This window comes from Labrenzia sp. THAF35 (genome assembly GCF_009363595.1).
Classification (GTDB): Bacteria; Pseudomonadota; Alphaproteobacteria; order Rhizobiales; family Stappiaceae; genus Roseibium; species Roseibium algicola.
Map to the genome: position 1 here is coordinate 3283795 of NZ_CP045380.1, position 20410 is coordinate 3304204.

General features: G+C 60.0%; 20 protein-coding genes. 10 read left to right on the forward strand and 10 right to left on the reverse strand.

The features are described 5' to 3' along the window. Positions 1-15: 15 nt before the first annotated feature. The 3 genes from FIU93_RS14960 to FIU93_RS14970 form a co-directional block, all read right to left on the reverse strand. Positions 16-927 (reverse strand): PhzF family phenazine biosynthesis protein, encoded by a 912-nt coding sequence (locus FIU93_RS14960; protein WP_023000548.1) that lies wholly within the window; start codon positions 925-927, stop codon positions 16-18. A 227-nt stretch (positions 928-1154) separates the two neighbouring features. Then, positions 1155-2306 (reverse strand): GNAT family N-acetyltransferase, encoded by a 1152-nt coding sequence (locus FIU93_RS14965; protein WP_152506040.1) that lies wholly within the window; start codon positions 2304-2306, stop codon positions 1155-1157. A gap of 80 nt (positions 2307-2386) precedes the next feature. Then, positions 2387-3289, reverse strand: coding sequence for a pirin family protein (locus tag FIU93_RS14970; protein ID WP_152506041.1), 903 nt, complete (start codon positions 3287-3289; stop codon positions 2387-2389). A 245-nt stretch (positions 3290-3534) separates the two neighbouring features. Here FIU93_RS14970 and FIU93_RS14975 point away from each other — a divergent pair, with 245 nt between their 5' ends. Genes FIU93_RS14975 through FIU93_RS14990 form a run of 4 tightly spaced genes read left to right on the forward strand, consistent with a single transcriptional unit; the run spans position 3535 to position 6639 of the window. Then, complete coding sequence (locus FIU93_RS14975; protein ID WP_023000551.1) at positions 3535-4458, forward strand: ABC transporter ATP-binding protein; 924 nt, start codon at positions 3535-3537, stop codon at positions 4456-4458. 7 nt (positions 4459-4465) lie between these two features. Next, positions 4466-4957: a GNAT family N-acetyltransferase gene (locus FIU93_RS14980; RefSeq protein ID WP_023000552.1), complete on the forward strand. Its 492-nt coding sequence runs from the start codon at positions 4466-4468 to the stop codon at positions 4955-4957. Beyond that, positions 4954-5715, forward strand: a complete 762-nt coding sequence (locus FIU93_RS14985) for an ABC transporter permease (RefSeq protein WP_023000553.1) — start codon at positions 4954-4956, stop codon at positions 5713-5715. The genes FIU93_RS14980 and FIU93_RS14985 overlap by 4 nt, the downstream gene beginning before the upstream one ends. 36 nt (positions 5716-5751) lie before the next feature. Continuing rightward, positions 5752-6639 carry a D-alanyl-D-alanine carboxypeptidase family protein gene (locus tag FIU93_RS14990; RefSeq protein ID WP_152506042.1) on the forward strand — a complete coding sequence of 296 codons (888 nt, stop codon included), beginning with the start codon at positions 5752-5754 and terminating at the stop codon, positions 6637-6639. On the opposite strand, the gene FIU93_RS14995 is transcribed toward FIU93_RS14990, so the two are convergent. The 3 genes from FIU93_RS14995 to FIU93_RS15005 form a co-directional block, all read right to left on the reverse strand. Then, complete coding sequence (locus tag FIU93_RS14995) at positions 6630-7817, reverse strand: GGDEF domain-containing protein (protein ID WP_152506043.1); 1188 nt, start codon at positions 7815-7817, stop codon at positions 6630-6632. The two genes, FIU93_RS14990 and FIU93_RS14995, sit on opposite strands and share 10 nt — an antisense overlap. Before the next feature lie 319 nt (positions 7818-8136). Next, positions 8137-9156 carry a ketol-acid reductoisomerase gene (ilvC, locus tag FIU93_RS15000; RefSeq protein ID WP_006935853.1) on the reverse strand — a complete coding sequence of 340 codons (1020 nt, stop codon included), beginning with the start codon at positions 9154-9156 and terminating at the stop codon, positions 8137-8139. Positions 9157-9254: 98 nt separating this feature from the next. Continuing rightward, complete coding sequence (locus tag FIU93_RS15005) at positions 9255-9905, reverse strand: TetR/AcrR family transcriptional regulator (protein WP_055655398.1); 651 nt, start codon at positions 9903-9905, stop codon at positions 9255-9257. 270 nt (positions 9906-10175) lie between these two features. Here FIU93_RS15005 and FIU93_RS15010 point away from each other — a divergent pair, with 270 nt between their 5' ends. Then, on the forward strand, positions 10176-10616 hold the full coding sequence (locus FIU93_RS15010; RefSeq protein WP_152506044.1) for a L,D-transpeptidase: 441 nt from the start codon (positions 10176-10178) through the stop codon (positions 10614-10616). Between the two features lie 142 nt (positions 10617-10758). Continuing rightward, the gene (locus FIU93_RS15015) at positions 10759-11886 is read left to right on the forward strand and encodes a transporter substrate-binding domain-containing protein (protein WP_209010133.1); all 1128 of its coding nucleotides are present in this window, start codon (positions 10759-10761) and stop codon (positions 11884-11886) included. A 10-nt stretch (positions 11887-11896) separates the two neighbouring features. Here the strand turns inward: FIU93_RS15015 and FIU93_RS15020 are convergent, their stop codons facing one another. After that, a complete protein-coding gene (locus tag FIU93_RS15020; RefSeq protein ID WP_152506045.1) occupies positions 11897-12796 on the reverse strand; it encodes a LysR substrate-binding domain-containing protein in 900 nt (299 codons plus the stop codon). A gap of 167 nt (positions 12797-12963) precedes the next feature. Here FIU93_RS15020 and FIU93_RS15025 point away from each other — a divergent pair, with 167 nt between their 5' ends. The 4 genes from FIU93_RS15025 to FIU93_RS15040 all read left to right on the forward strand — a co-directional run bounded on the left by FIU93_RS15025 (position 12964) and on the right by FIU93_RS15040 (position 16468). Further along, positions 12964-14094: a TauD/TfdA family dioxygenase gene (locus FIU93_RS15025; RefSeq protein WP_152506046.1), complete on the forward strand. Its 1131-nt coding sequence runs from the start codon at positions 12964-12966 to the stop codon at positions 14092-14094. Next, positions 14091-14861, forward strand: coding sequence for a class II aldolase/adducin family protein (locus FIU93_RS15030; RefSeq protein WP_152506047.1), 771 nt, complete (start codon positions 14091-14093; stop codon positions 14859-14861). The genes FIU93_RS15025 and FIU93_RS15030 overlap by 4 nt, the downstream gene beginning before the upstream one ends. Before the next feature lie 425 nt (positions 14862-15286). Next, complete coding sequence (locus tag FIU93_RS15035) at positions 15287-15880, forward strand: DJ-1/PfpI family protein (protein ID WP_023000562.1); 594 nt, start codon at positions 15287-15289, stop codon at positions 15878-15880. Between the two features lie 237 nt (positions 15881-16117). Beyond that, positions 16118-16468 (forward strand): ribbon-helix-helix domain-containing protein, encoded by a 351-nt coding sequence (locus tag FIU93_RS15040; RefSeq protein WP_023000563.1) that lies wholly within the window; start codon positions 16118-16120, stop codon positions 16466-16468. A gap of 99 nt (positions 16469-16567) precedes the next feature. Here the strand turns inward: FIU93_RS15040 and mdoH are convergent, their stop codons facing one another. From mdoH to FIU93_RS15055, 3 genes are read right to left on the reverse strand one after another with little or no spacing between them, the layout of a single operon-like run. Further along, positions 16568-18322 (reverse strand): glucans biosynthesis glucosyltransferase MdoH, encoded by a 1755-nt coding sequence (gene mdoH / locus FIU93_RS15045; protein WP_152506048.1) that lies wholly within the window; start codon positions 18320-18322, stop codon positions 16568-16570. Position 18323: 1 nt separating this feature from the next. Beyond that, complete coding sequence (locus FIU93_RS15050; protein WP_152506049.1) at positions 18324-18692, reverse strand: hypothetical protein; 369 nt, start codon at positions 18690-18692, stop codon at positions 18324-18326. Further along, complete coding sequence (locus tag FIU93_RS15055; RefSeq protein WP_286202360.1) at positions 18689-20281, reverse strand: glucan biosynthesis protein; 1593 nt, start codon at positions 20279-20281, stop codon at positions 18689-18691. Before FIU93_RS15055 ends, FIU93_RS15050 begins: the two co-directional genes overlap by 4 nt. Positions 20282-20410 lie beyond the last annotated feature (129 nt).

The window sequence follows — 20410 nt, forward strand, 5'->3', positions numbered from 1 at the left end:
CAGCGTCTGATTTGACTAGAGGAACAGTTCGCCCCGAGCGACAAGCGTCGCCTGACCGCCGATCCTGACCGCATGCATCTTGCCGCCCTCGATGTCGATTTCCAGGTCGATCAGGGACGGCCGTCCCATCTCGAAACCCTGTTCGATGCGGATATGGTGCGTGCCGTTGGGAAGGTCGTCGTAATAGTCGACCACACCTGCGAAAGCCGCCGCGGCAGAACCTGTCGCGGGATCTTCTGGAATACCCATGTCGGGCGCAAACAGGCGGGCGTGGAAAGCGCTGTCGTGGGAGCGGGTTTCGCGGCAATAGACATAAGCGTCCGTATTGCCGTTCTTGCCGAAGCCCGCGTTCCACATGGCCGGCACCGGTTTGGCGCGCGCCAAGGCATCCAGATCGCGCACCGGCACGAAGGTGAAGGGAGGGCCTACGCGGAAGCGGGAGGGGCCGTGGTTCTCGAACCCGATGTCACTCGGCTCCAGGTTGAGCGCGGCTGCGATCAGTTCGACGTTGTGGGTCGGTCCGGCGGGCTCCGGCAGGCTGGGAACGTCGAACTCGGCAAAGGCGGCTGCGTGCTCGCGCAGGATAACCGCGCAGCGCACGGTGCCGATCTGCTGCTTCAGAACAACAACGGCATCCTGCTCGCCCGAAATATCGCCGAAGCGTTCCGTTGCCAGAAGGATGGCCGTACCGACGGTCGGGTGCCCGGCGAACGGCAATTCCATCTTGGGTGTGAAGATCCGCATGGTTGCAGAATGCCCGGGCTTTTCCGGCGGGAAGACGAAGACCGTTTCGGAAAGATTGAACTCACCGGCGATCTTCTGCATCTGCTCGTCGCTCAGCCCCTCGGAGTCCAGAACCACCGCCAGGGGGTTCCCGGCAAGGCTCGTGTTCGTGAAGACATCCAGGATCGCGTAGCGGCGGCTCATACTTCTCTTCTCCCTGTCGCCGCCTGCCGGCCTTCAAACGAAGTCAGGCGAGGGGCTCAAACGTTGTAAAACAACCAACCTGTCCGCATCGGACGGCCCGTGCAAACCACGGTGCCGGCTTCAAAGGTGAGCGGACTTTTGCATTTTCAGGCAAGTCCTGCCAGTGCTTAGTGCGCATTCTTGGTGAACAAAATATTGTCGTTCCCGGCCGTCTTGCAGAGTGCTCTTCATGGCAGCAGATATTTGCCGAGCGAACGGGCGTAAGGCACGATGGCGCTGTCCTCAAGGTCCGCGCGCGTGCGAATTATGCGCATATCGGCAAGCTCCTGTTCTTCCGACGCCTCTGAAAAACGCAGGATCTCCGTGCGCAACTCTTCCGCGGGGCGGGGGACATCCATCACCTGGCCGATGGAAATTCGCCAGCCGTCGAATGTCACCAGCAGCTCGGCAGGCATGACGTCGTCTCGTTTGAGACCTGTTTCCTCTTCAAGTTCCCGGTAGATCGCCCCGACAACGTCAACCTTGCCATCTTCGGTCAGGTCGGTCGGGTCGAGATTGCCACCGGGAGGGTAGATCATGCCCGCTGTGGCAGTCTTTCGGGACATGACACCATAGAGCAATGCGCCCTCGGCGGACCTCAGGATGGCGGAGCCGAAGAGATTGAACGAGCTTGCATCGGGCGCACCCCAGTCGCGCCACGCCAGGAAAGCGGCAAAAGAACATTCCGCGCAGGTGCCGTTAAAGGTGCCATCCTTGAACTCGAACCCGGTCAACTTCATGGTTCGGCCATTCCAAAGCATGGGAATGCGCTTCCTGGCTTCCTCGAAATACGCATCGATGGCGTCTGCATGCTTCGTTTCAAAAGCCCAGGGTTCGTCCGAAACCTCGATGTTCAGCGCTTCCACCCGATAGACCGCAGGTGCCAGCGGTTTTTCCATCAGGGGGATTTCCTTTCCGGGCGACATCTCGCTTGGTCGAGTCGCCATCGTCCGAAACCCGCGTTTTTCGTAAAAGGGGCCCGCGTTGGCGTCGCTTTCCAGATAAAGCCGGCTCAATCCCTGTCGGTGGGCATGATCCTCCGCGCGCTTCAGCAGAAGGTCGCCAATGCCCTGACGCTGGGCTTCAGGGGCAACAAACAGAAAATCGACAAGCAGGGTATCTTCGCTTTGGGGAGAGAGCCCGGAAAAGGCTATGGGCTGACCGTCCCGCTCTGCAACGGTGAGCGTCAGGGACTGGATGGTTGCCTCCGATATTCGCCAGTAGTCGCGAAACTCTGCCATTTTTTCTTCCGGATAGCCCCAGGAGGCCTTGGCGCGATGGAGGATATCGGTGAGGGCAGGGGCGTCGGCCTCTGTGGCCGGGCGGAGTTTCAATGGCATGGGCTGTCCAGATCGATTGTATCCCGGACAGCCCTAGCCAGACTTTGTGAAAGTTACAAGGCAGCAGGTTCTTTTCAGCCCTACCGGATAAATGTGCCGTTCTGCAGTTCGGTTACCGCCTGGATCAGCTCCTGACGGGTGTTCATCACGATGGGGCCGTGCCAGGCCACGGGTTCCTTGATCGGTGCACCGGAGACCAGAAGGAAACGGATGCCTTCCTCGCCTGCGTGAACGACGATCTCGTCGCCGGAGCCGAAGATCACCAGAGATCGGTTGCCGGTCTCGTCACGGATCTTCAGTTCCTCGCCGCCGAATTCCTTTTCCGTCAGAACCCCGAACGGGTCGGATGCTCCTTCGAACGTGCCGGAGCCTTCGAAAATGTAGGCAAAGGTCTGCTTGTAGGTGTCGACCTTGAAGCGTTTCTTGTGACCTGCCGGCACATGGATGTCGAGATACTGCGGATCGGCGGCGATGCCGTCGACCGGGCCGCGCTTGCCCCAGAACTCGCCACAGATGACCCGTGCGGAAGTGCCGTCGTCATCGGTCACAACCGGGATCTCTTTCGAGGCGACATCCTGGTAGCGCGGAGCGGTCATCTTCAGCGAGGACGGCAGGTTCGCCCAGAGCTGGAAACCGTGCATGCGGCCATTGGCGTCGCCCTTTGGCATCTCCTGATGCATGATCCCGCGCCCGGCTGTCATCCACTGGACGTCGCCCGCACCCAGGTTGCCGCTGTTGCCCAGGCTGTCGCCGTGTTCAACGGTGCCGGCCAGCACGTAGGTAATGGTTTCGATGCCGCGATGGGGATGCCAGGGAAAGCCCTTCAGATAGTCCTCGGGTCGCTCGTTGCGGAAATCGTCCAGCAGCAGGAACGGATCCAGCATTTCCGGGTCCTGAAATCCGAAAGCTCGCTCCAGCCGGACGCCGGCGCCTTCCATGGTTGATTGTGTGCTGCCGATGTGGGTTACGGGGCGGATGGACATGACTTGGTTCCTGATGCGGATTGACTTTGAGGGAAAGATAGCGGCTCGCAGGGCAAAACCTAGTCTTGGCTCTGCAGACGCAGTGTTTCGAAAGACGAAACAGTGATCCCGTCATCCGGATAGGCTCCGACCGGACGGTGGTTTACGGCCAAAGGGTTGCATCTTGCGGACGGTCCGCCCACATGCAAGTGTGCACGCCAGTTTGGCCGTCTGGTCAAATCCCCAATTCCGAACCGGTTGAAACGATGGCCCCGATACTTTCCGTACGCGACCTGGAAAAAACCTATGACGGTGGCTTCCAGGCTCTCAAATCCGTGTCTCTGGATATCCAGCAAGGAGAGGTGTTTGCGTTGCTCGGGCCGAATGGCGCCGGCAAGACGACATTGATCAGCACGATTTGCGGCCTGGTGCGGCCGACCTCCGGCAGTATTCACGTGTGCGGCCATGACGCCTTGAGCGAGTACCGCGCTGCCCGGCAGATGATCGGTCTGGTGCCTCAGGAGATGCCCACGGCTCCCTTCGAAATGGTCGGTGATACGGTCGCCTTCAGCCGCGGCCTGTTCGGCATGAAACCCGATCCGGCACGGATCGAGAGCATCCTCAAGGACCTGACGCTCTGGGAAAAGCGCAACAACCCCATCATGGCTTTGTCCGGGGGCATGAAGCGCCGCCTGCTGGTCGCCAAGGCGCTGGCGCATGAGCCGAAGATCCTGTTCCTGGACGAGCCGACAGCCGGCGTGGACGTGGAACTCAGGCACGACATGTGGCGCATCGTTGGGGAGCTGAAGCAGAAGGGCGTCACCATCATCCTGACCACCCACTATATCGAGGAGGCCGAGGAAATGGCCGATCGTGTCGGGGTGATCAACAAGGGTGAGATCATCCTCGTGGAAGAGAAGGCAGAGCTCATGCGCAAGCTCGGGCGCAAGTTGCTGTCGCTCAGCTTGACGGAGCCGCTCGTCGAGATCCCGGGCAGTCTTGCCCGCTACGATCTGAAGCTCGAGGATGACGGCCGCAGCCTGGTCTATACCTACGATACCCAGGCTGACCGGACTGGCATCACGTCGCTTCTGACCGATCTCTCCCAGGCCGGCGTGCGTTTTCACGATCTGCAGACGGATCAGTCGTCGCTCGAGGACATCTTCGTCGGTCTGGTCAGTCAGGGATGAGGCGGCGATGGACACCGGTTTCACCATTCGCAAGGCGACACTGGACGACTGCACGGCACTGACGGACCTGTGCATGCGCTCCAAGCAGTCGAACGGCTATGACGATGCTTTCATGGCCATGTGCGCCGAAGAACTCAAGGTCCGCGACAGCTGGATCGAGGAGCACGATTTCTGGCTGGCGCAGGACGCAGGCGGTGAGCCGGTCGGCTGTATCCGGCTGTCCATGGAAGACGACGGTGAGACAGGGGAACTGGAGACCTGTTTTGTCGACCCCGCCTGGCAGGGACGCCGCGTTGGCCGGGCGCTGTTCGATGCGCTTTATGAAAGAGCGCGGAGCCTTGGTCTGGTGAGGATCGGTCTCGATGCGGATCCTTTTGCAGAACCTTTCTATGCCCGCATGGGCTTCAAGACCATTGGCCGGTCTCCATCCGGCTCGATCCCGGGGCGCACGTTGCCCCGAATGGAACTCATTCTGATTTCGGGGCAGCAGGGCACATGAATTTCGAAGCGATCAAAGTCATCTACCTGGCCGAAATGGCCCGCACCCGCCGCACGATCATGCAGAGCATCATCTCGCCGGTGATCTCCACGGTGCTCTATTTCGTTGTCTTCGGGGCGGCCATCGGCTCTCGGATCTCCGAGGTTGACGGTGTCAGCTACGGCGCCTTCATCGTGCCCGGGCTGATCATGCTGTCCCTGATGACACAGAGCCTCTCCAACGCCTCTTTCGGCATCTATTTCCCGCGGTTTACGGGCACGATCTTCGAGGTGCTGTCGGCGCCCGTGTCGTTCCTGGAAATCACCGTTGCCTATGTCGGGGCGGCGGCTACGAAGTCGATCCTGGTCGGGTTGATCATCCTGATCACGGCGAGTTTCTTCGTTCCGCTGGAAATCCAGCACCCGGTCTGGATGGCCGCGTTCTTCCTCTTGACGGCTGTTACATTCGCCCTGCTCGGCTTCATCATCGGCATCTGGGCCGACAATTTCGAAAAACTGCAGTTTGTACCGCTGTTGATTGTCACGCCTCTGGCTTTTCTGGGCGGCAGCTTCTATTCCATCAACATGTTGCCGGATATCTGGCAGAAGATCACGCTGATCAACCCGGTGGTCTACCTGATTTCCGGGTTCCGCTGGAGCTTCTATGGTCAGGCGGACGTCAGCCTTTGGCTGTCGCTGCTGGCAACGATGATCTTCCTCGGCGGTTCACTGGCCGTCATACATTGGATTTTCAAGACCGGATACCGCCTGAAAGCTTGAGGTATCCGGCCGAAACGCGAGTTTAAGAGAGCGGGAATGCGTGCGTCTGTCCTTTTGAAGAAGGCTTCGATCTTCGTTCTGGCCGGGTTTCTGGTTGCCTGTCAGACGGGGCAGGGGCCAGCCCCGGCGCCCGTTACAAGTGCAGCGCCTGCCGTTCAGACGGCACCTCTTCCTGCGGTTGCCTATGCGCCGGAAACGGCGGTCGAGCGCGGGTTCTCCGCGCTGGTGCTGAATGCGTCGACCGGCGAAGAGCTTTATGCGGTCGATGCGGATGCAGCGCGGTATCCCGCTTCGCTGAGCAAGATGATGACGCTCTACCTGCTCTTTGATGCGGTTTCGCAAGGGCGTTACACGCTTTCCACCCCCTTGAGTGTTTCGGCCAAGGCAGCATCGCAGCCGCCGGCAAAGATCGGCATCAAGGCAGGGTCGACCATCACGGTCGAGCAGGCGGCAAGGGCGCTTGCGGTCAAGTCGGCCAATGACGTCGCCATCGCCGTTGCCGAAAATCTGGCCGGAAGCGAAGCGGCCTTCGCCCGGCAGATGACGTCCCAGGCGCGGGCTCTTGGCCTGTCGCGTACCCGTTTCGTCAATGCCACGGGCCTGCCCGATCCCGCGCAGGTTTCGTCGGCGCGTGACATGGCAGTGCTTGGTCTCGCCCTGAAGCGGCGGTTCCCGCAATACGGCAGCTATTACCGGGCCAAGTCGTTCGACTACAACGGCCGCACCTTCCGGGCCACCAACAACCTGGTCGGCAAGGTTGCCGGTGTGGATGGCCTGAAGACGGGCTATATCCGCATGTCCGGCTACAATCTGGTCGCGACCGCCAACCGGGGCGGCAAGCGACTGATCGTTGTCGTCATGGGTGGGGCGAGCGAGGCGGCGCGGGACAAGGAAGTGACGCGGCTGATCGAAGCCTATTCCTGAGCGGCCCGCAAAGGTTCGGCTGGTATTGCACCGGAAACCTTCTCGACAACTGACACCCGATTGCGTCCGGTCCGTTTGGACAGGTAGAGGCTCTCATCGACTGTCTTGAGCAATTCGGCTGACGGCAGTTGGCTGCCGTCGCCGTGATAGACACCTGCCGACGCCGTCAGGTTGAAGTCCTGCGGTGCGAATTCGAACCGCAGGTCGGAAATGCGCTCGCGCAGGCGATCGGCAACCCGGAAGGCGTCCTCGCGCGAGATGGACGGCAGAAGCACCGCGAATTCCTCGCCGCCGAGGCGGGCAAAGCAGTCGTTCTGGCGCAGATGCGCCTTAACTTCCGAACAGACCTTCACAAGCGCTTCGTCGCCTGCAACGTGTCCGAACCTGTCGTTCACCTGCTTGAAGTGATCGAGGTCGAAGTGGACCAGGCCGAAGTCGTCCTTCTGCGTTTCCTGCAGGAGGCTCTCCAGACGTGTCTGAAACTCCCTGCGGTTGAAGGCGCCGGTCAGGGGGTCGCGTCGTGCCGCTTCCCGGTTCCGGTTCGCCACGAGCTCGAACGACAGCGCAAGGGAGAAAGCGCCGGTCAAACTGACGAAGACGAGTGCGCACATCAGGTGAATGTCGACAATCAGGTCGTCGATCATGCCTGGCCCTTGCGGGCCGCCGGAAACAAGTCCGTGCACTGTGCGCAGCACACCTTCGGCAGCCAGAAAGAAGAACGCCAGGATGAGGCCGATATTGGAAATCAGGCCCCTGAAGGGTCTTGAGGCGTAGGCAGTAATGGTTGCGACGGACAGCAGCGTGAACACCACGTTGGAGGCCATGTACGCAAGGGCGTAGTTGGAAAGCAGATACGCGCAGCCTGCAACGATGCCGTAGGCAAAGGCGGGCGCGACAACATTGCTGAGCTTGCTCGGCATATCCGCCAGAAGGCGTGCCGCGTGCCAGTGACAGCCAAAACCGAGCAGCAACAGGGTGTTGGGGAGCAGATAGGCGACCAGGGGCGGCAGCATGCTGCTGAGCGCAAAGCAGACCAGAGACGACGCCAACAGGGCATTCGCAGCGGCCCAGCTCAACCAGTGAGCACGCGGACTGGTCTGCAGGGAAATGGCCAGGAAGCAGATGGCAAAAATCGACAGCAGAAGCACATTTGCCGAAAAGAGTGTCGATAGATCCATCAAGGCAGTCTCCGGAACCGGTCCCTCAATCTCACAAAGGATAGTGATTACGTTACGGGATAGGGTCTTGCAATCCGGTTAGCCGCGATAAAAAAACTTTTATCAAATAGGGAATTCAACGCTTTGGTCCCGTTTACGATACCTGTGAAATTTGCGGAGGCAATACGGCATCTTTGGGGCGGCAGGGCGGGTGTGGTCGAGGGCCGCTTATTTATAACGCCCGAACCCGGATATCTATTTGACGACCAGCAGGAACCGGCAAAAAGAAACCCCGCTGTTGCCAGCGGGGTCTCGTTTCGGGTCGATGGGGCGAACCTTGTTAGTTCTTGGTCTTGTCGACGAGCGCGTTGGACTTGATCCACGGCATCATGCCGCGGAGTTTTTCGCCAACTTCCTCGATCTGGTGTGCGTCGTTCAGGCGGCGGGTTGCCTTGAACTTGGCAGCGCCTGCACGGTATTCCTGCATCCAATCGGACGTGAACTTGCCGGTCTGGATGTCTGTCAGGACGCGCTTCATTTCCGCCTTGGTTTCCGGCGTCACGATGCGCGGACCAGTCACGTACTCACCCCACTCTGCAGTGTTGGAGATGGAGTAGTTCATGTTGGCGATGCCGCCTTCGTAGATCAGGTCGACGATCAGCTTCACTTCGTGCAGGCACTCGAAGTAGGCCATTTCCGGAGCGTAACCGGCTTCAACCAGGGTTTCGAAACCGGCGCGGATCAGTTCGACGAGACCGCCGCACAGAACAGCCTGTTCGCCGAAGAGGTCGGTTTCGCACTCTTCCTTGAAGGTGGTTTCGATGATGCCCGAACGGCCGCCGCCAACGCCGCAGGCGTAGGACAGGCCGAGGTCATGGGCATTGCCGGAAGCGTCCTGGTGAACAGCGATCAGGCACGGCACGCCGCCACCCTTCATGTATTCGCCGCGCACGGTGTGGCCCGGGCCCTTCGGTGCAACCATCAGAACATCAACGGTCGACTTTGCTTCGATCAGGCCGAAGTGAACGTTGAGGCCATGTGCGAAGGCGATTGCAGCGCCGTCACGGATGTTGGCTGCGATGTGGTCCTTGTAGATGTCTGCCTGCAGTTCGTCCGGGGTTGCCATCATCATCAGGTCGGCCCAGGCAGCAGCGTCTGCCACGTTCATGACCTTGAAGCCGTCAGCTTCTGCCTTCAGAGCGGTCGTGGAGCCCTCGCGCAGGGCAACGGCGATCTCCGTGCAGCCGCTGTCCTTGAGGTTCATGGCATGGGCGCGGCCCTGCGAGCCGTAGCCGATGATGGCGACTTTTTTGGACTTGATCAGGTTAAGATCAGCATCACGATCGTAATAAACGCGCATGGGTTCCTTTCTCCCGTCTGCATTCTGTCGTTTGAAGGCCGGTTTTCCGGTCTTGATTGGTTCTGGTGTTTCCCAGTGGTTCCGAAGGTTCGCGGCGATCAGGCCCCGAACAGACGGTAAAAGCGATCGACGGCCACTTCGGCCTGCGATTTCAGATCCTTCTCGGCAGGACCGGCGGTCTCACCCAGAAGGAGGCGGATATGGACGTCCCGAATGGCCAGGCCGTAAAGCACCTGGTAGGCGTCTTCGGATTCGTCGAATTTCAGAAGGCCGTGGCGGCGGCCGCTGTCCAGCATGGCGCGCGCGCGGGCGGAAATCATGTGTTTGCCGCGCACCAGCAGAAGCTGGCCGAGGCGGTTCGAATTGGTGTTGGACTGGCCGATCGACAGCCGGTTCAACGCCAGCGAGGTTTCTGAAAACAGGACACCCAGCAGGGCTTCGACAAAGGCGGTCACATGTGCCCGGAACGTCGCCGCATCGGCAGTGGCACCAGCCTCGGAAGGAAACTGAACCTGGCTGGCCTGGAAGGCGACAACCGCAGCCAGCAGGCCGTCACGGTCGCCGAACCACTTGTAGAGACTTTCCTTCGAACAGCTTGCCGTGCGGGCTAAGCCTGCCGTCGTCAGCGCCTTCTCTCCACCTTCGACCAGCAGCGTCAGCGCATGTTGCAACACCACCTGCTGGCGCGGCGAAAATTCGGGCGCTGCATCCGGGCGGGAGGTGGCAATATCGTAAGCGGTCGCTGTCATGTCTCAGGTCGGATCGTTGATTGTCAGTAGGGAACCGTACGGTACGGTTCGGGTGAGGTTATGGCACCGGCGGCTGGGCAGGTCAAGGGTAATTTTGCACCTGTTTGGCGAACGTGCGCATCTGGGCAAGCACTCTGGAACGTGCGCTTGAAAGCGTGATCGGAGTAGACGTTTACGCTTACTTCAAGTTTGGCTTGCCTCTCGAAGAAAGTGCGGATTAGATTTTCGTATTCAATTTTGTTGTCTTGCTTTTTCTTGGGTGTCTTTGAGATGTTGACCATCAAAAAACTCATTGCCGGGCCGTTGTTGCTGGCCTTTCTTGTCTTGGCTGCCACCAGCGCAAACGCTGCACCTCGGGTAACCGCAAAGATCGATCTTTCCGAACAGCGGCTTTATTTGTACGTCGACGGGCGTTTGCGAAACAAATGGCCGGTTTCGACGGCACGCAAGGGATATCGCACACCAACGGGAAGCTGGCGCCCGACCCGGCTGGAACGCGACTGGCACTCGCGCAAGTACAACTGGGCACCCATGCCCTATTCGGTCTTCTTTCTCGGCGGATACGCCATACACGGCACCAACGATCTCAAGCGGCTGGGCCGTCCTGCCTCGCACGGATGCATCCGGCTCCATCCCAATAATGCCGCTCAGCTTTTCAATCTTGTGCGAAAGGTTGGCCGTGCCGACACGAGGATCGTGATCACGCGGTGAGTTGAGGGGGCAATTCATCCGTTGCTAACACCGGCCGTATTGATGAGCAGCCTGTGTGGGCACAGGTTGCATGGTTTTGGCGTGGCGGCTTACCCTTCAGGACCCTTCTGGGTGATTCCCCTTCTGCCAAGCGGAGGCCATCGTGACCGCCTGCTCGAATTTCTGCCGATGCCTGTCAGCTGCCCTTGTGCTCTGCCTGTCGATTTTTCTCGCTCTGCCGGCATTGGGGCAGACGGTGGAGGGGGACGACAATCCACCGCTGCCGGGCTCGCCGGTCAGCGTCGGCCTCTACATCAGCCCTCCTTTTGTCATGGAGGAAGAGCCGGGTGTCTATTCCGGCATGGCGGTGGACCTTTGGGAAGCACTGGCGCAGAAAAACGGAATTCTCTACGAATATCGGCTCTTCCCGACCATCCGGGAGCTGGTGGATGCAGCGGCGGACAAATCCATCGGTATTGCCGTCACCAACCTGACGATCACCCGCAAGCGCGCCGACAGGATCGACTTTACCCAGCCCTGGTTCGATGCGGGCCTGCGCATTCTCGTGCCTGACAGTCAGGGAGCGAGTTTCAGCGAGGTGATAACGGGCCTGCAGGAATCCGGTTATCTGAGAGCCTATGGCTGGTTGGCGCTTGTGATCGTGTTTGCCACGGCGCTGATGACGGTGTTCGACCGGCGTTTCGACAAGAACTTTCCCCGGGGCTGGCCGGAAGGTGTGTCGGAGAGCTTCTATGCGGTCATGTCCGTGGTGACATCCGGCAAGGCACCTTCGCGCAAGAACCTGTTTGGTTGGCCAGGCCGCATCTGGCAGGCGCTCTGGCTGGTCTGCGGCATTGCGGTGATGGCCTATGTGACCTCGTCGGTGACCAGCGTCATGACAACCCTTTCACTCACCAACCAGATCAACAGTGTTGCCGATCTGCCGGGCAAGAGTATCGGCGTCTTTGCCGGCAGCGTGGCCGAGGAGTTTGCAGAAGCATCCGGTTGGTCGCACCGGTCATTTGACGACATCGAAGGAGCTGTCGCTGCTCTGCGCAGTGATGAGATTGATGCCGTTGTGGGCGATGCGCCTGTCCTTGAGTATTACGCTCACAGTCACCCGCGGGCGAATGTCGAGGTGATCGGCCCGATCTTCGAACCGGACAAATACGGCTTTGCCCTTGCGCACGGCAGTCCGTGGACACGGCCGTTGACGCTTGAATTGCTGACGGCGCATGAGACGGACATGATCGAGCAACTGCGCGTGCGCTACTTCGGGGACGAGCGCTAGGAGCCATTCCCTAGAGCTGTGGCTGCGCGGCAGCCCTCAACCAGTCAACGACAATGGCGGCCGTTTCCCGGTTCCGACTGCGGTGCGACAGCACGGCATGATAGGCGTTGTTTGGCTGCAGCGGCGGCAGGCCGGCAGGGACCAGCAGGCCGTTTTGTACGTGGTCACCGGTGATCGAGCGCCAGCCGAGCATGACCCCGTGACCCGACAAGGCCGCCTGGGTGGCCTGGACATAGTTGGAAAACCGGAGGCCTTTGGCCGAACCGGCAGCCTTCTGCCCCGTGCGGGCAAGATACTCCTGCCAGGAAACCCAGCGGCGATCGCTGGTGTCCACATGGATCAGAAAGGCTGATCCCAGGCTGCCGCCATCGGCGCGGATACGCTCGGCAAGGGAAGGGGCGCACACGGGCTCAACCCGCTCGCGGAACATTTGTTCGACCGTGCCGTCGTCCCAGCGGCCGTCCCCATAGCGCATGGCGATATCGGCCCCCTGGCCAAGCCGGGGGACCTCCTGCTGCGTGGTGTGAACGTTCACCGGGATTTCCGGGTGGTCCAGATAAAACGCCTCAAGCCGGGGCATGAGCCAGTAGGTGGCGAAGCCGACGGTGCAGGCAACAGTGACAGAGGCGCTGGCGGGATCGGCAAGAGCCTGAATGTCGTTCAGGGCTTCGCTCAGCCGTTCGCGGTTTTCGATCACCGCTTTCAGCAGGATCTCGCCAGCGGCAGTGAGGCCAGCCGGCCTTGTGCTGCGATCGATCAGGGCGGTGCCGACGTGTTCTTCCAACTGTCGCAAGGACTGGCTGATCGCCGACATGGATACATTCAATTCGCCCGCCGCCGCCTTGGTGCCTCCCGCGCGTTGAACCGTCTCGAAGACGGTGAGCAGCCTGAGTGGGGGGAAGCGGAGCATTTGTCTGTCCAAGTTAAGTGAATGCTTAAGTTAAGTTTCGATTTTATCGCCTTTCCAAATCGCCAGTGCAAGAGCAACTTCACAGAAAGTAACTGGAACGCAGAGCTTTGCAGTGACTTGTGCGAAGTGTCTGCAAGGCTGATGAGCTAAACTTAAGGACGGATCTGATGCTTGGAACTGGTGATGCAGGTGTGTTGCTGCAGGAAAATGGCCTCGATGTGCCGCTGAGCAACGGGCAAACCGCCTATTTCAATTACTACTGGCTGCGCGACAATTGCCCGAGTTCCTTCGACCCGGAAACCCGCGAACGCGTCAACGACATCTTTGCCCTGGACGAAGCGCCAAAAGCAGCCTCCGCCGCCATCGTGGGAGGCGATCTGGAAATCGCCTGGGCCGGCACAAACGACGTCTCCCGACTGCCGCTGTCCCTGCTCAATGCCTATTCCAATGGCGAAAAGCGCCCCGATATCGCCAACCTTCAAAGAGTGCCCTGGTACGCTGACCACTATCCGAAGATGGCCCGTTTTTCCTATGACGAGGTTACCAACGACACCGCGCGTCGGCGCGACTGGGCCAAGGCGATGCTGACGGATGGTGTCGCGCTTTTGACCGGCTTGCCGGATACGGATGAAGCGCTAACCGACACGGCCGGCCTGATCGGCTATGTGCGTCCGAGCTACTTCGGCCTGACGTTTGAAGTAAAAACCCACATCAAGCCGACCAACCTTGCCTTCACTGCCAAGGCCCTGCCGCTTCACACGGATTTGCCGGACGAAGATCTTGCACCGGGCGTGCAGTTCCTGCATTGCCGGGCCAATTCGGTCGAGGGCGGCAACAGCATCTTTGTGGACGGACTGGCAGTCGCCGAAGACTTCCGCAAGGCCTATCCGGAAGACTTCGAACTTCTGATCACCGTGGATGTGCCTTATTTCTGCGAGCATGACACGTTCGACATGCGGTCCCGCCAGCGGGTAATCGAGCTGGATGAGCACGGCAATATTTCGGGTGTCACGATCAGCCAGCACCATGCCGATATCTTCGATATGCCGCAACATGAACTCGACCGTTACTACCCGGCCTTCTGCCGCTTCGGACGGATGATGCGGGACGACAAGTACCTGATGCGGTTCCGTCTGAATGCGGGCGAATGTATTGTCTTCGATAATCACCGCATCGTGCACGGTCGGGCTGCCTATTCGGCAACCAGCGGCAATCGGCACCTGCGTGGCTGCTATACCGACAGGGGCGAGCTGCGCTCCACTTACCGGATCCTGTCCGGGGAAGGACGTTTCAAATGAGTGTCGTTACGGATGTACGCTTCGGGGCTGACCCGGACCGGCAAAGCGAACAGGCCCTGCGGGAAGACCTCGCAGCTGCCTTTCGTCTGGCGGTTAAATTCGGCTGGAGCGAATCCGTCGGCAATCATTTCAGCGCCGCGGTTTCCGAAGATGGTTCGAAATTCCTGATGAACCCCAAATGGCGACATTTCGGGGAAATCAGGGCCAGCGACCTGTTGTTGCTCGATGCCAATGATGACACCGTGATGGCGGGCGAAAATGCCCCGGACCCATCCGCCTGGTGCATCCACGGCACGGTTCACCGGGAAAATCCCAAGGCGCGGGTGCTGTTCCACTGTCACCCGCCCAATGCGACCGCGCTGGCGACGCTGCAGGATCCGTCGATGAAACCGATCGACCTGAACACCGCGCGTTTCTTCGGCAAGGTTGCGATTGATCTCGGCTTCGGCGGCATGGCTGACGAGGCGGAGGAGGGCAGGCGGATTGCCGAAACACTCGGCGACAAACCGGTTCTTGTAATGGGCAATCACGGGGTGTCGATTTCCGCCGTCACTGTCGCTGAAGCCTTCGAGCATCTCTATTTCTTCGAACGGGCTGCTGAAACGCTATTGAAAGCCTATGGGACAGGTCAGCCGCTGGCCATCATGTCGGACAACCTGGCCGCCAAGACGGCTGCCGAATGGGAGCCCTATGTCGGCATGGGCTATGCCCATTTCGACTATTGGAAGCGTGATCTTGACCGGAGCGAGCCGGATTACCGCGACTGAGATCCATCGATGCCGACTTGCTTTCGCCTCTCCAATGCGGGGAGGCGAAATGCATTTGGGCAAAGCATGGCAATCCTTCTTGGTGTCGCCCCGGACAAGCGCAGCGCAGATCCGGGGCCTTTTCGCAAGGCACATAGCGGCATCGCGTGAGCTGGAAATCAGATGTCAGCGCGAGCTTCAGCGAGCTTCTGATCATTGATCATCATTCAATCTTGAGCAGTAGCGGCGTTGTCACAAAATAGGTCAGGGTTCGGATCAGCGTTCGGCTTCCGCCTCACTTGTCTTGAATGACAGGCGGGCAAATTTTCCTGCAATAAACCGCCAAAACTGCAGAAATCTCACCTGTAGTAGCGACCTAATACCCGTTCAAACCCGCGGACTGCTAGCCTTTCTCCATCGCAATTTGCCAAGCTGGAGGACAGAGCATGAGCGCGAAGAAGATCCTGATGATCACGGGTGATTTCACCGAAGATTATGAGACCATGGTGCCGTTTCAGACGTTGCTTGCCATGGGTTACACGGTCGATGCGGTATGCCCCGGCAAGAAGGCCGGCGAGACGGTCGCCACCTGTATCCACGATTTCGAAGGTGACCAGACCTATTCGGAAAAGCGCGGCCATAATTTTACGCTGAACGCGACCTTCGCCGATGTCGACGTTGCCGGTTACGATGCCCTGGTAATCCCGGGTGGACGGGCTCCGGAATATCTGCGTCTTGATGCGGCTGTCATCGATGCCGTGAAGCATTTCATGGACGCGGCCAAGCCCGTTGCCGCAATCTGTCACGGCGCGCAGATCCTGACAGCTGCCAAGGTGATCGAGGGCCGCACCGTTTCGGCTTATCCGGCCTGCCGTCCGGAAGTGGAGCTTGCAGGCGCCACTTATGCCGAGATCGCAATCGACGGCGCCGTGACCGACGGCAACCTTGTTACCGCCCCTGCATGGCCGGCGCATCCGGCATGGCTGTCGCAGTTCCATGCGGTTCTGAGCGGTGCGGCCGAGGGTTCCCTGGCTGCCTGAGGCAAACGGTGCGGGCCAACAAATTGCCCGCACCATCAGCTCCGTTTGCCTGGTCCGAGAAAACGCAAGAGTGGTGCCCCGAAGGGGGCGCGACAAGTCCCGGGCCCGCCACTTACACGCTACCTGACCTCTTTCCCGCACGCGGGAAGCGGACTAGGCTGAGTTCAAATAACGGGCGTTGATATACCAAGACAGCTCCGCGATTTCAGCTCGCCAGTCCGTCACGAAGGAAACATCATGTGCAAGCTCTTCATCGAGGCAGATTCCACGCTTTGGGAAAGCACGACAAAGTCGCTACGCATTGACGGCATGGTGACATCGGTGCGGCTGGAAACCTTCTTCTGGAAGGTTCTGGACGAGATCGCCGGACGGGACGGCATGAATGTGGTGCAACTGATTACCAAGCTTCACCACGAGAGCATCGACGCGGGGCATGATCTCGGAAATTTCACAAGCTTCCTGCGCGTTTGCTGCGGCCGGTACCTGGCCTTGCAGCTGTCTGGCGATGTGCCGACCGACAAGCGCCTGCCGATCGCGGGCCTGGATGCGGACGGCATTCTGGAAGCCGAAACCGGCCGTATTCATTGAGACGTGCGCTGGAATGAGTTCAGGAGCTTTCCCTGGTCATCCCGGCCGAGCACCACTCTGCCGGGATGACTGATCCTGTGCTGGTGACACAGCACCTTGTCAGGCAGCCGCTTCTTGCGAAAGCGCTAGACGCATGTCTTCGGCGACCGCGACCGGGCCTGCCTCGGTCGGGACCTGGAAGAGCCCCAGTTTCTTCGTGACCTTGCCCAGCAGCACAGATGCCGTCATCCAGACCAGGAGCGGAGCGACAACCAGTGGCAGGGCAACAGGCAGCAGCCAGTAGAACATCTCCGGCGCATAGGTGTGCGAGAAGGCGATTGCACCGGCGCCTGCAATGCTCATCCACCAGGTGGCGGAAAACGCTGCGGTAATCGGCAGCGAACCGTCGTCCCGATCGGCTGTCGGCCAGCCGCTGTCGGCGCCCGTCAGCACCTGAAACACCGAGCGGCAGTGGAACATCATGTGGATCGGCGCAAGGATCGAGGTCAGCAGGATTTCAAGGAGAAAGCTGATCAGAAGCCGCACCGGACCGCCGAAGTCCGCCGAGTTGCCGCCAAAGAGCGCCCGGGCAACAAGCAGCAGCTTGGGCAGGATCAACAAAGCCACCAGACCGAACAGCAGGGCGAGCGCCGTGGTCGTTTCCGGATGCGGAAAGACCGGGAATGGCGAATGACCGTCGAAGTAGACCGGGGGCGGAGCGACCAGCGGAGCCGCAAGGCTTGCCAGCAGGAAGATGCACCAGATCGGCGAGGCCAGGTAGGCAAAGACACCTTGCAGGATCGAAATCCGGCTCCAGAAGCGGAAGCGTGGGGCCGCCAGAATGCGGCTGTGCTGCAGGTTGCCCTGACACCAGCGCCGGTCACGCTTGGCGTAGTCCACCATGTTGGCGGGGGCTTCCTCGTAGGAGCCCGTCAGGTCCGGGTCGAGACGGACCTTCCAGCCGTCGCGCGCCAGGAGCGCAGCTTCAACGGTGTCATGGCTGAGGATGTGACCACCAAAGGGCGGTTTGCCGGTAAGCGGAGCCATGCCGCAGGCAGCTGCAAATGCGCGGGTGCGGATCAGCGCATTGTGTCCCCAGAAGGTGCCTTCCTCGCCCTGAACGGCGGCAAGGCCGCGCGCGAAGTAAGGCCCGTAGAGACCGGTCGCGAACTGCAAGAGGCGTCCGAACAGGGTGGAAAGTCCGATGATCTGCGGCAGCGACTGCAGCAGCCCCAGGCGCGGATCGGCTTCCATGCGCCGGACCATTTCCAGGATGGTCTTGCCATCCATCAGGCTGTCGGCATCAAGCACCAGCATGTAGTCGTAGGCACCGCCTGATGTGGTCAGGAAGTCGGCAATGTTGCCTGCCTTGCGGCCAATGTTCTGTTCGCGCCGCCGATAGAACAGGCGGCCACCGGCGTTCTGGCGAACAAGCAGTCGCTCATAGGCACGCTGTTCTTCCTCGCCGACATCCGCCTTGGTGGTGTCGGACAGGACGAAGAAATCGAAGCGGTCCGCCGCGGGCAGGGCGGCAACCGATTTCATGATGGCCTCCAGCCGGGCGAACACCGGACCGGTTGCTTCGTTGTAGATCGGCAGAAGAACGGCGGTGCGACCTTCGGGCAGAGCTTCTGCGGTTGGCCTTTCCTCAGGCGGAAACAGGATGCCGAAGAGAGCGATACATCCGCCCCAGGCCAGCCAGAAACTTGCTACCGCCATCAGCGCGATGCGGACGATGTCCAGCCAGTCGAAACCGTCCGACTGGACAACAATGGCAAACATGTACGAAGCGCCCGTGGTCAGGCACAGGGCGATCACTGCCATGGCCAGCCGCCGGAAGGCCGTCGACCAGGCTTCGGAGCTGGCCTTCTTCATGTCAGCGGTCCTTGGCTGGAACCGGAACGCGCTTCAACTGCGGAGCAAGCGGCTGCACAGCCCGTTGCCACAGGGCGACAAGCGGGGCAAAGCGCACGGCCAGTGGCGGGTTGAGGTCGTGATGGGGCATTTCCAGCCCGTGACGGGGTGCAGGCACCGGCAATGTCCTGATGAAGGCTGCCCGGTCTCGCGGCGTGCCGGCAAAATGGTCGATACCACGGCGGGTGGCGGCAGAACCGGACAGAACGGACAACAGGACGTCGTCGCCAAGGTCGGGCCGCTTCAGGACAGTCCTGATTTCTTCAAGCAGCTTACTGTCGGCAAAAAGGGTCGGACTGGTCGTCTGATCGATACTCACATGCGATGTCATCTGTTCCCACTCCACTGATACATCCAGGTTTCCGTTACATCGGTCCCGTCGAGTTGCAGGGCGAGAATGAACTCGACCGGTATTTCCTCGTCGTCCCGTGCGATATCGAGCACGGCACGCCAGCTGCCGCTTTCCAGCCGCTGGACGAACTGATGCTCCACCTTGCCGTTCTGCAGGGTCAGTCTCGGTGTCAGAGGAGCTTCCGCACCCATGTCACCCAGATTTCCGCCGGCAAATTCCACGACGAACTTGCGCAGTTTCGGGTCCGGATCTGAGGCAGCCGCGCCACCATGCCCTGTGCTGGTCGCGATTACCTGTGCCAGCTCGGTTCCCGGTTCCGGTTCCCGGCCCCAGATCATCCGATAGGCAAAGCGATGTTCGGAGCCTGCCTTGGCGCCGTTTTCCGGCACCCAGCAAGCAACGAGGTTGTCGTAGATCTCTTTTTCGGCCGGGATTTCCGCCAGCATGACCTGGCCGTTGCCCCAGTCGTTGATCGGCTCGATCCACAGCGACGGGCGGCGCTGATACTTGGCTTCCGTGTCCTGGTAATGATCGAAATTCCGGTCCCGCTGCAACAGGCCAAAGCCTGCCGGGTTCTCCTCGTTGAAGAAGGACAGGGCAAGCTTTTCCGGATTGCGGGCCGGCCGCCACAGACGCTGGCCATTCTGGCGCAGGATCAGGATACCGTCATTGTCATGAACTTCCGGGCGATAGTCGTCGAAGTTGGTGCGGTCGTTCTCGCCGAACAGATACATCGAAGTCAGTGGCGCAATTCCGAGGCGCTCGACATCGTCGCGCAGGAAAATGTGCGCATCCACTTCCACAACCGTGTTGATGCCCGGCTTGATCGTGAACTGGTAGGCTCCGGCAACGCGCTCGCTCTCCAGTTCGGCATAGACCCGCATTTCGGCAGCGCCGTCCGTCGGCCGCTCCAGATAGAATTTCGTGAATCGTGGAAACTCTTCCGGTCCGGCGATGGCCGTATCGATCGCAAGTCCGCGTGCGGACAGGCCATAGACGTTGCCCTTGCCGAGCGCACGGAAATAGCTTGCCCCCAGGAACACCACCAACTCGTCGAAATACTCCGGAGTGTTCAGCGGATGGTGCAGGCGGAAGCCGGCGATGCCCGGCAGATCCACATCCTTGAATTTTTCCGGATCCAGCGGCTCGCGATATTCAAAGTCCGCGCCGGTGAAGTGCAGTTCGCTGATATTGCCGTCGACGATCTCATAAAGTTCCACCGGCTCCTTGTAGAGCCAGCCCGGGTGGAACGCCTGCAGTTGATAGTTGCTGCCGGTGTTCTTCCAGACGGACTTTTCGGGATTGAACCGGATTGCACGATGCTGGTCATAATCGAGATTGGCGAGGATTTCGGGAAGAGCCGGTACATCGGGCGCAAATGCGTTCCCGGCCTTTTCTTTCATGCGCTCGACGAGCGCGGAAAAGTTAAACTCTTCGCCTGCCGCAAAGGCTCCGCCTGTTTGTGCAGGTGCGGTATTCTCTGCTGCGAGTGCAGTGCGGATGTCCGCGCCTGCCAGAGCACCGGCCGCCAGGGCCGTTGCCGATAAAAACGTGCGCCGATTGATCACGACGATTGGCCACCTTGTTGAAATTAAAGTGTTCTTTTTGGTTCACTTTTGAATGAGCACGCGCACTGCAGCAATTTTATGGAGAAAACCGGTCCAAAAAATGGCATTCCTGTGCAATGCAACATCGTA

Coding starts and splice junctions, on each gene's coding strand:
- FIU93_RS14960 (WP_023000548.1), bottom strand. CDS start 927: ATGAGCCGCCGCTACGCGATCCTGGATGTCTTCACGAACACGAGCCTT.
- FIU93_RS14965 (WP_152506040.1), bottom strand. CDS start 2,306: ATGCCATTGAAACTCCGCCCGGCCACAGAGGCCGACGCCCCTGCCCTC.
- FIU93_RS14970 (WP_152506041.1), bottom strand. CDS start 3,289: ATGTCCATCCGCCCCGTAACCCACATCGGCAGCACACAATCAACCATG.
- FIU93_RS14975 (WP_023000551.1), top strand. CDS start 3,535: ATGGCCCCGATACTTTCCGTACGCGACCTGGAAAAAACCTATGACGGT.
- FIU93_RS14980 (WP_023000552.1), top strand. CDS start 4,466: ATGGACACCGGTTTCACCATTCGCAAGGCGACACTGGACGACTGCACG.
- FIU93_RS14985 (WP_023000553.1), top strand. CDS start 4,954: ATGAATTTCGAAGCGATCAAAGTCATCTACCTGGCCGAAATGGCCCGC.
- FIU93_RS14990 (WP_152506042.1), top strand. CDS start 5,752: ATGCGTGCGTCTGTCCTTTTGAAGAAGGCTTCGATCTTCGTTCTGGCC.
- FIU93_RS14995 (WP_152506043.1), bottom strand. CDS start 7,817: ATGGATCTATCGACACTCTTTTCGGCAAATGTGCTTCTGCTGTCGATT.
- ilvC (WP_006935853.1), bottom strand. CDS start 9,156: ATGCGCGTTTATTACGATCGTGATGCTGATCTTAACCTGATCAAGTCC.
- FIU93_RS15005 (WP_055655398.1), bottom strand. CDS start 9,905: ATGACAGCGACCGCTTACGATATTGCCACCTCCCGCCCGGATGCAGCG.
- FIU93_RS15010 (WP_152506044.1), top strand. CDS start 10,176: ATGTTGACCATCAAAAAACTCATTGCCGGGCCGTTGTTGCTGGCCTTT.
- FIU93_RS15020 (WP_152506045.1), bottom strand. CDS start 12,796: ATGCTCCGCTTCCCCCCACTCAGGCTGCTCACCGTCTTCGAGACGGTT.
- FIU93_RS15025 (WP_152506046.1), top strand. CDS start 12,964: ATGCTTGGAACTGGTGATGCAGGTGTGTTGCTGCAGGAAAATGGCCTC.
- FIU93_RS15030 (WP_152506047.1), top strand. CDS start 14,091: ATGAGTGTCGTTACGGATGTACGCTTCGGGGCTGACCCGGACCGGCAA.
- FIU93_RS15035 (WP_023000562.1), top strand. CDS start 15,287: ATGAGCGCGAAGAAGATCCTGATGATCACGGGTGATTTCACCGAAGAT.
- FIU93_RS15040 (WP_023000563.1), top strand. CDS start 16,118: ATGTGCAAGCTCTTCATCGAGGCAGATTCCACGCTTTGGGAAAGCACG.
- mdoH (WP_152506048.1), bottom strand. CDS start 18,322: ATGAAGAAGGCCAGCTCCGAAGCCTGGTCGACGGCCTTCCGGCGGCTG.
- FIU93_RS15050 (WP_152506049.1), bottom strand. CDS start 18,692: ATGACATCGCATGTGAGTATCGATCAGACGACCAGTCCGACCCTTTTT.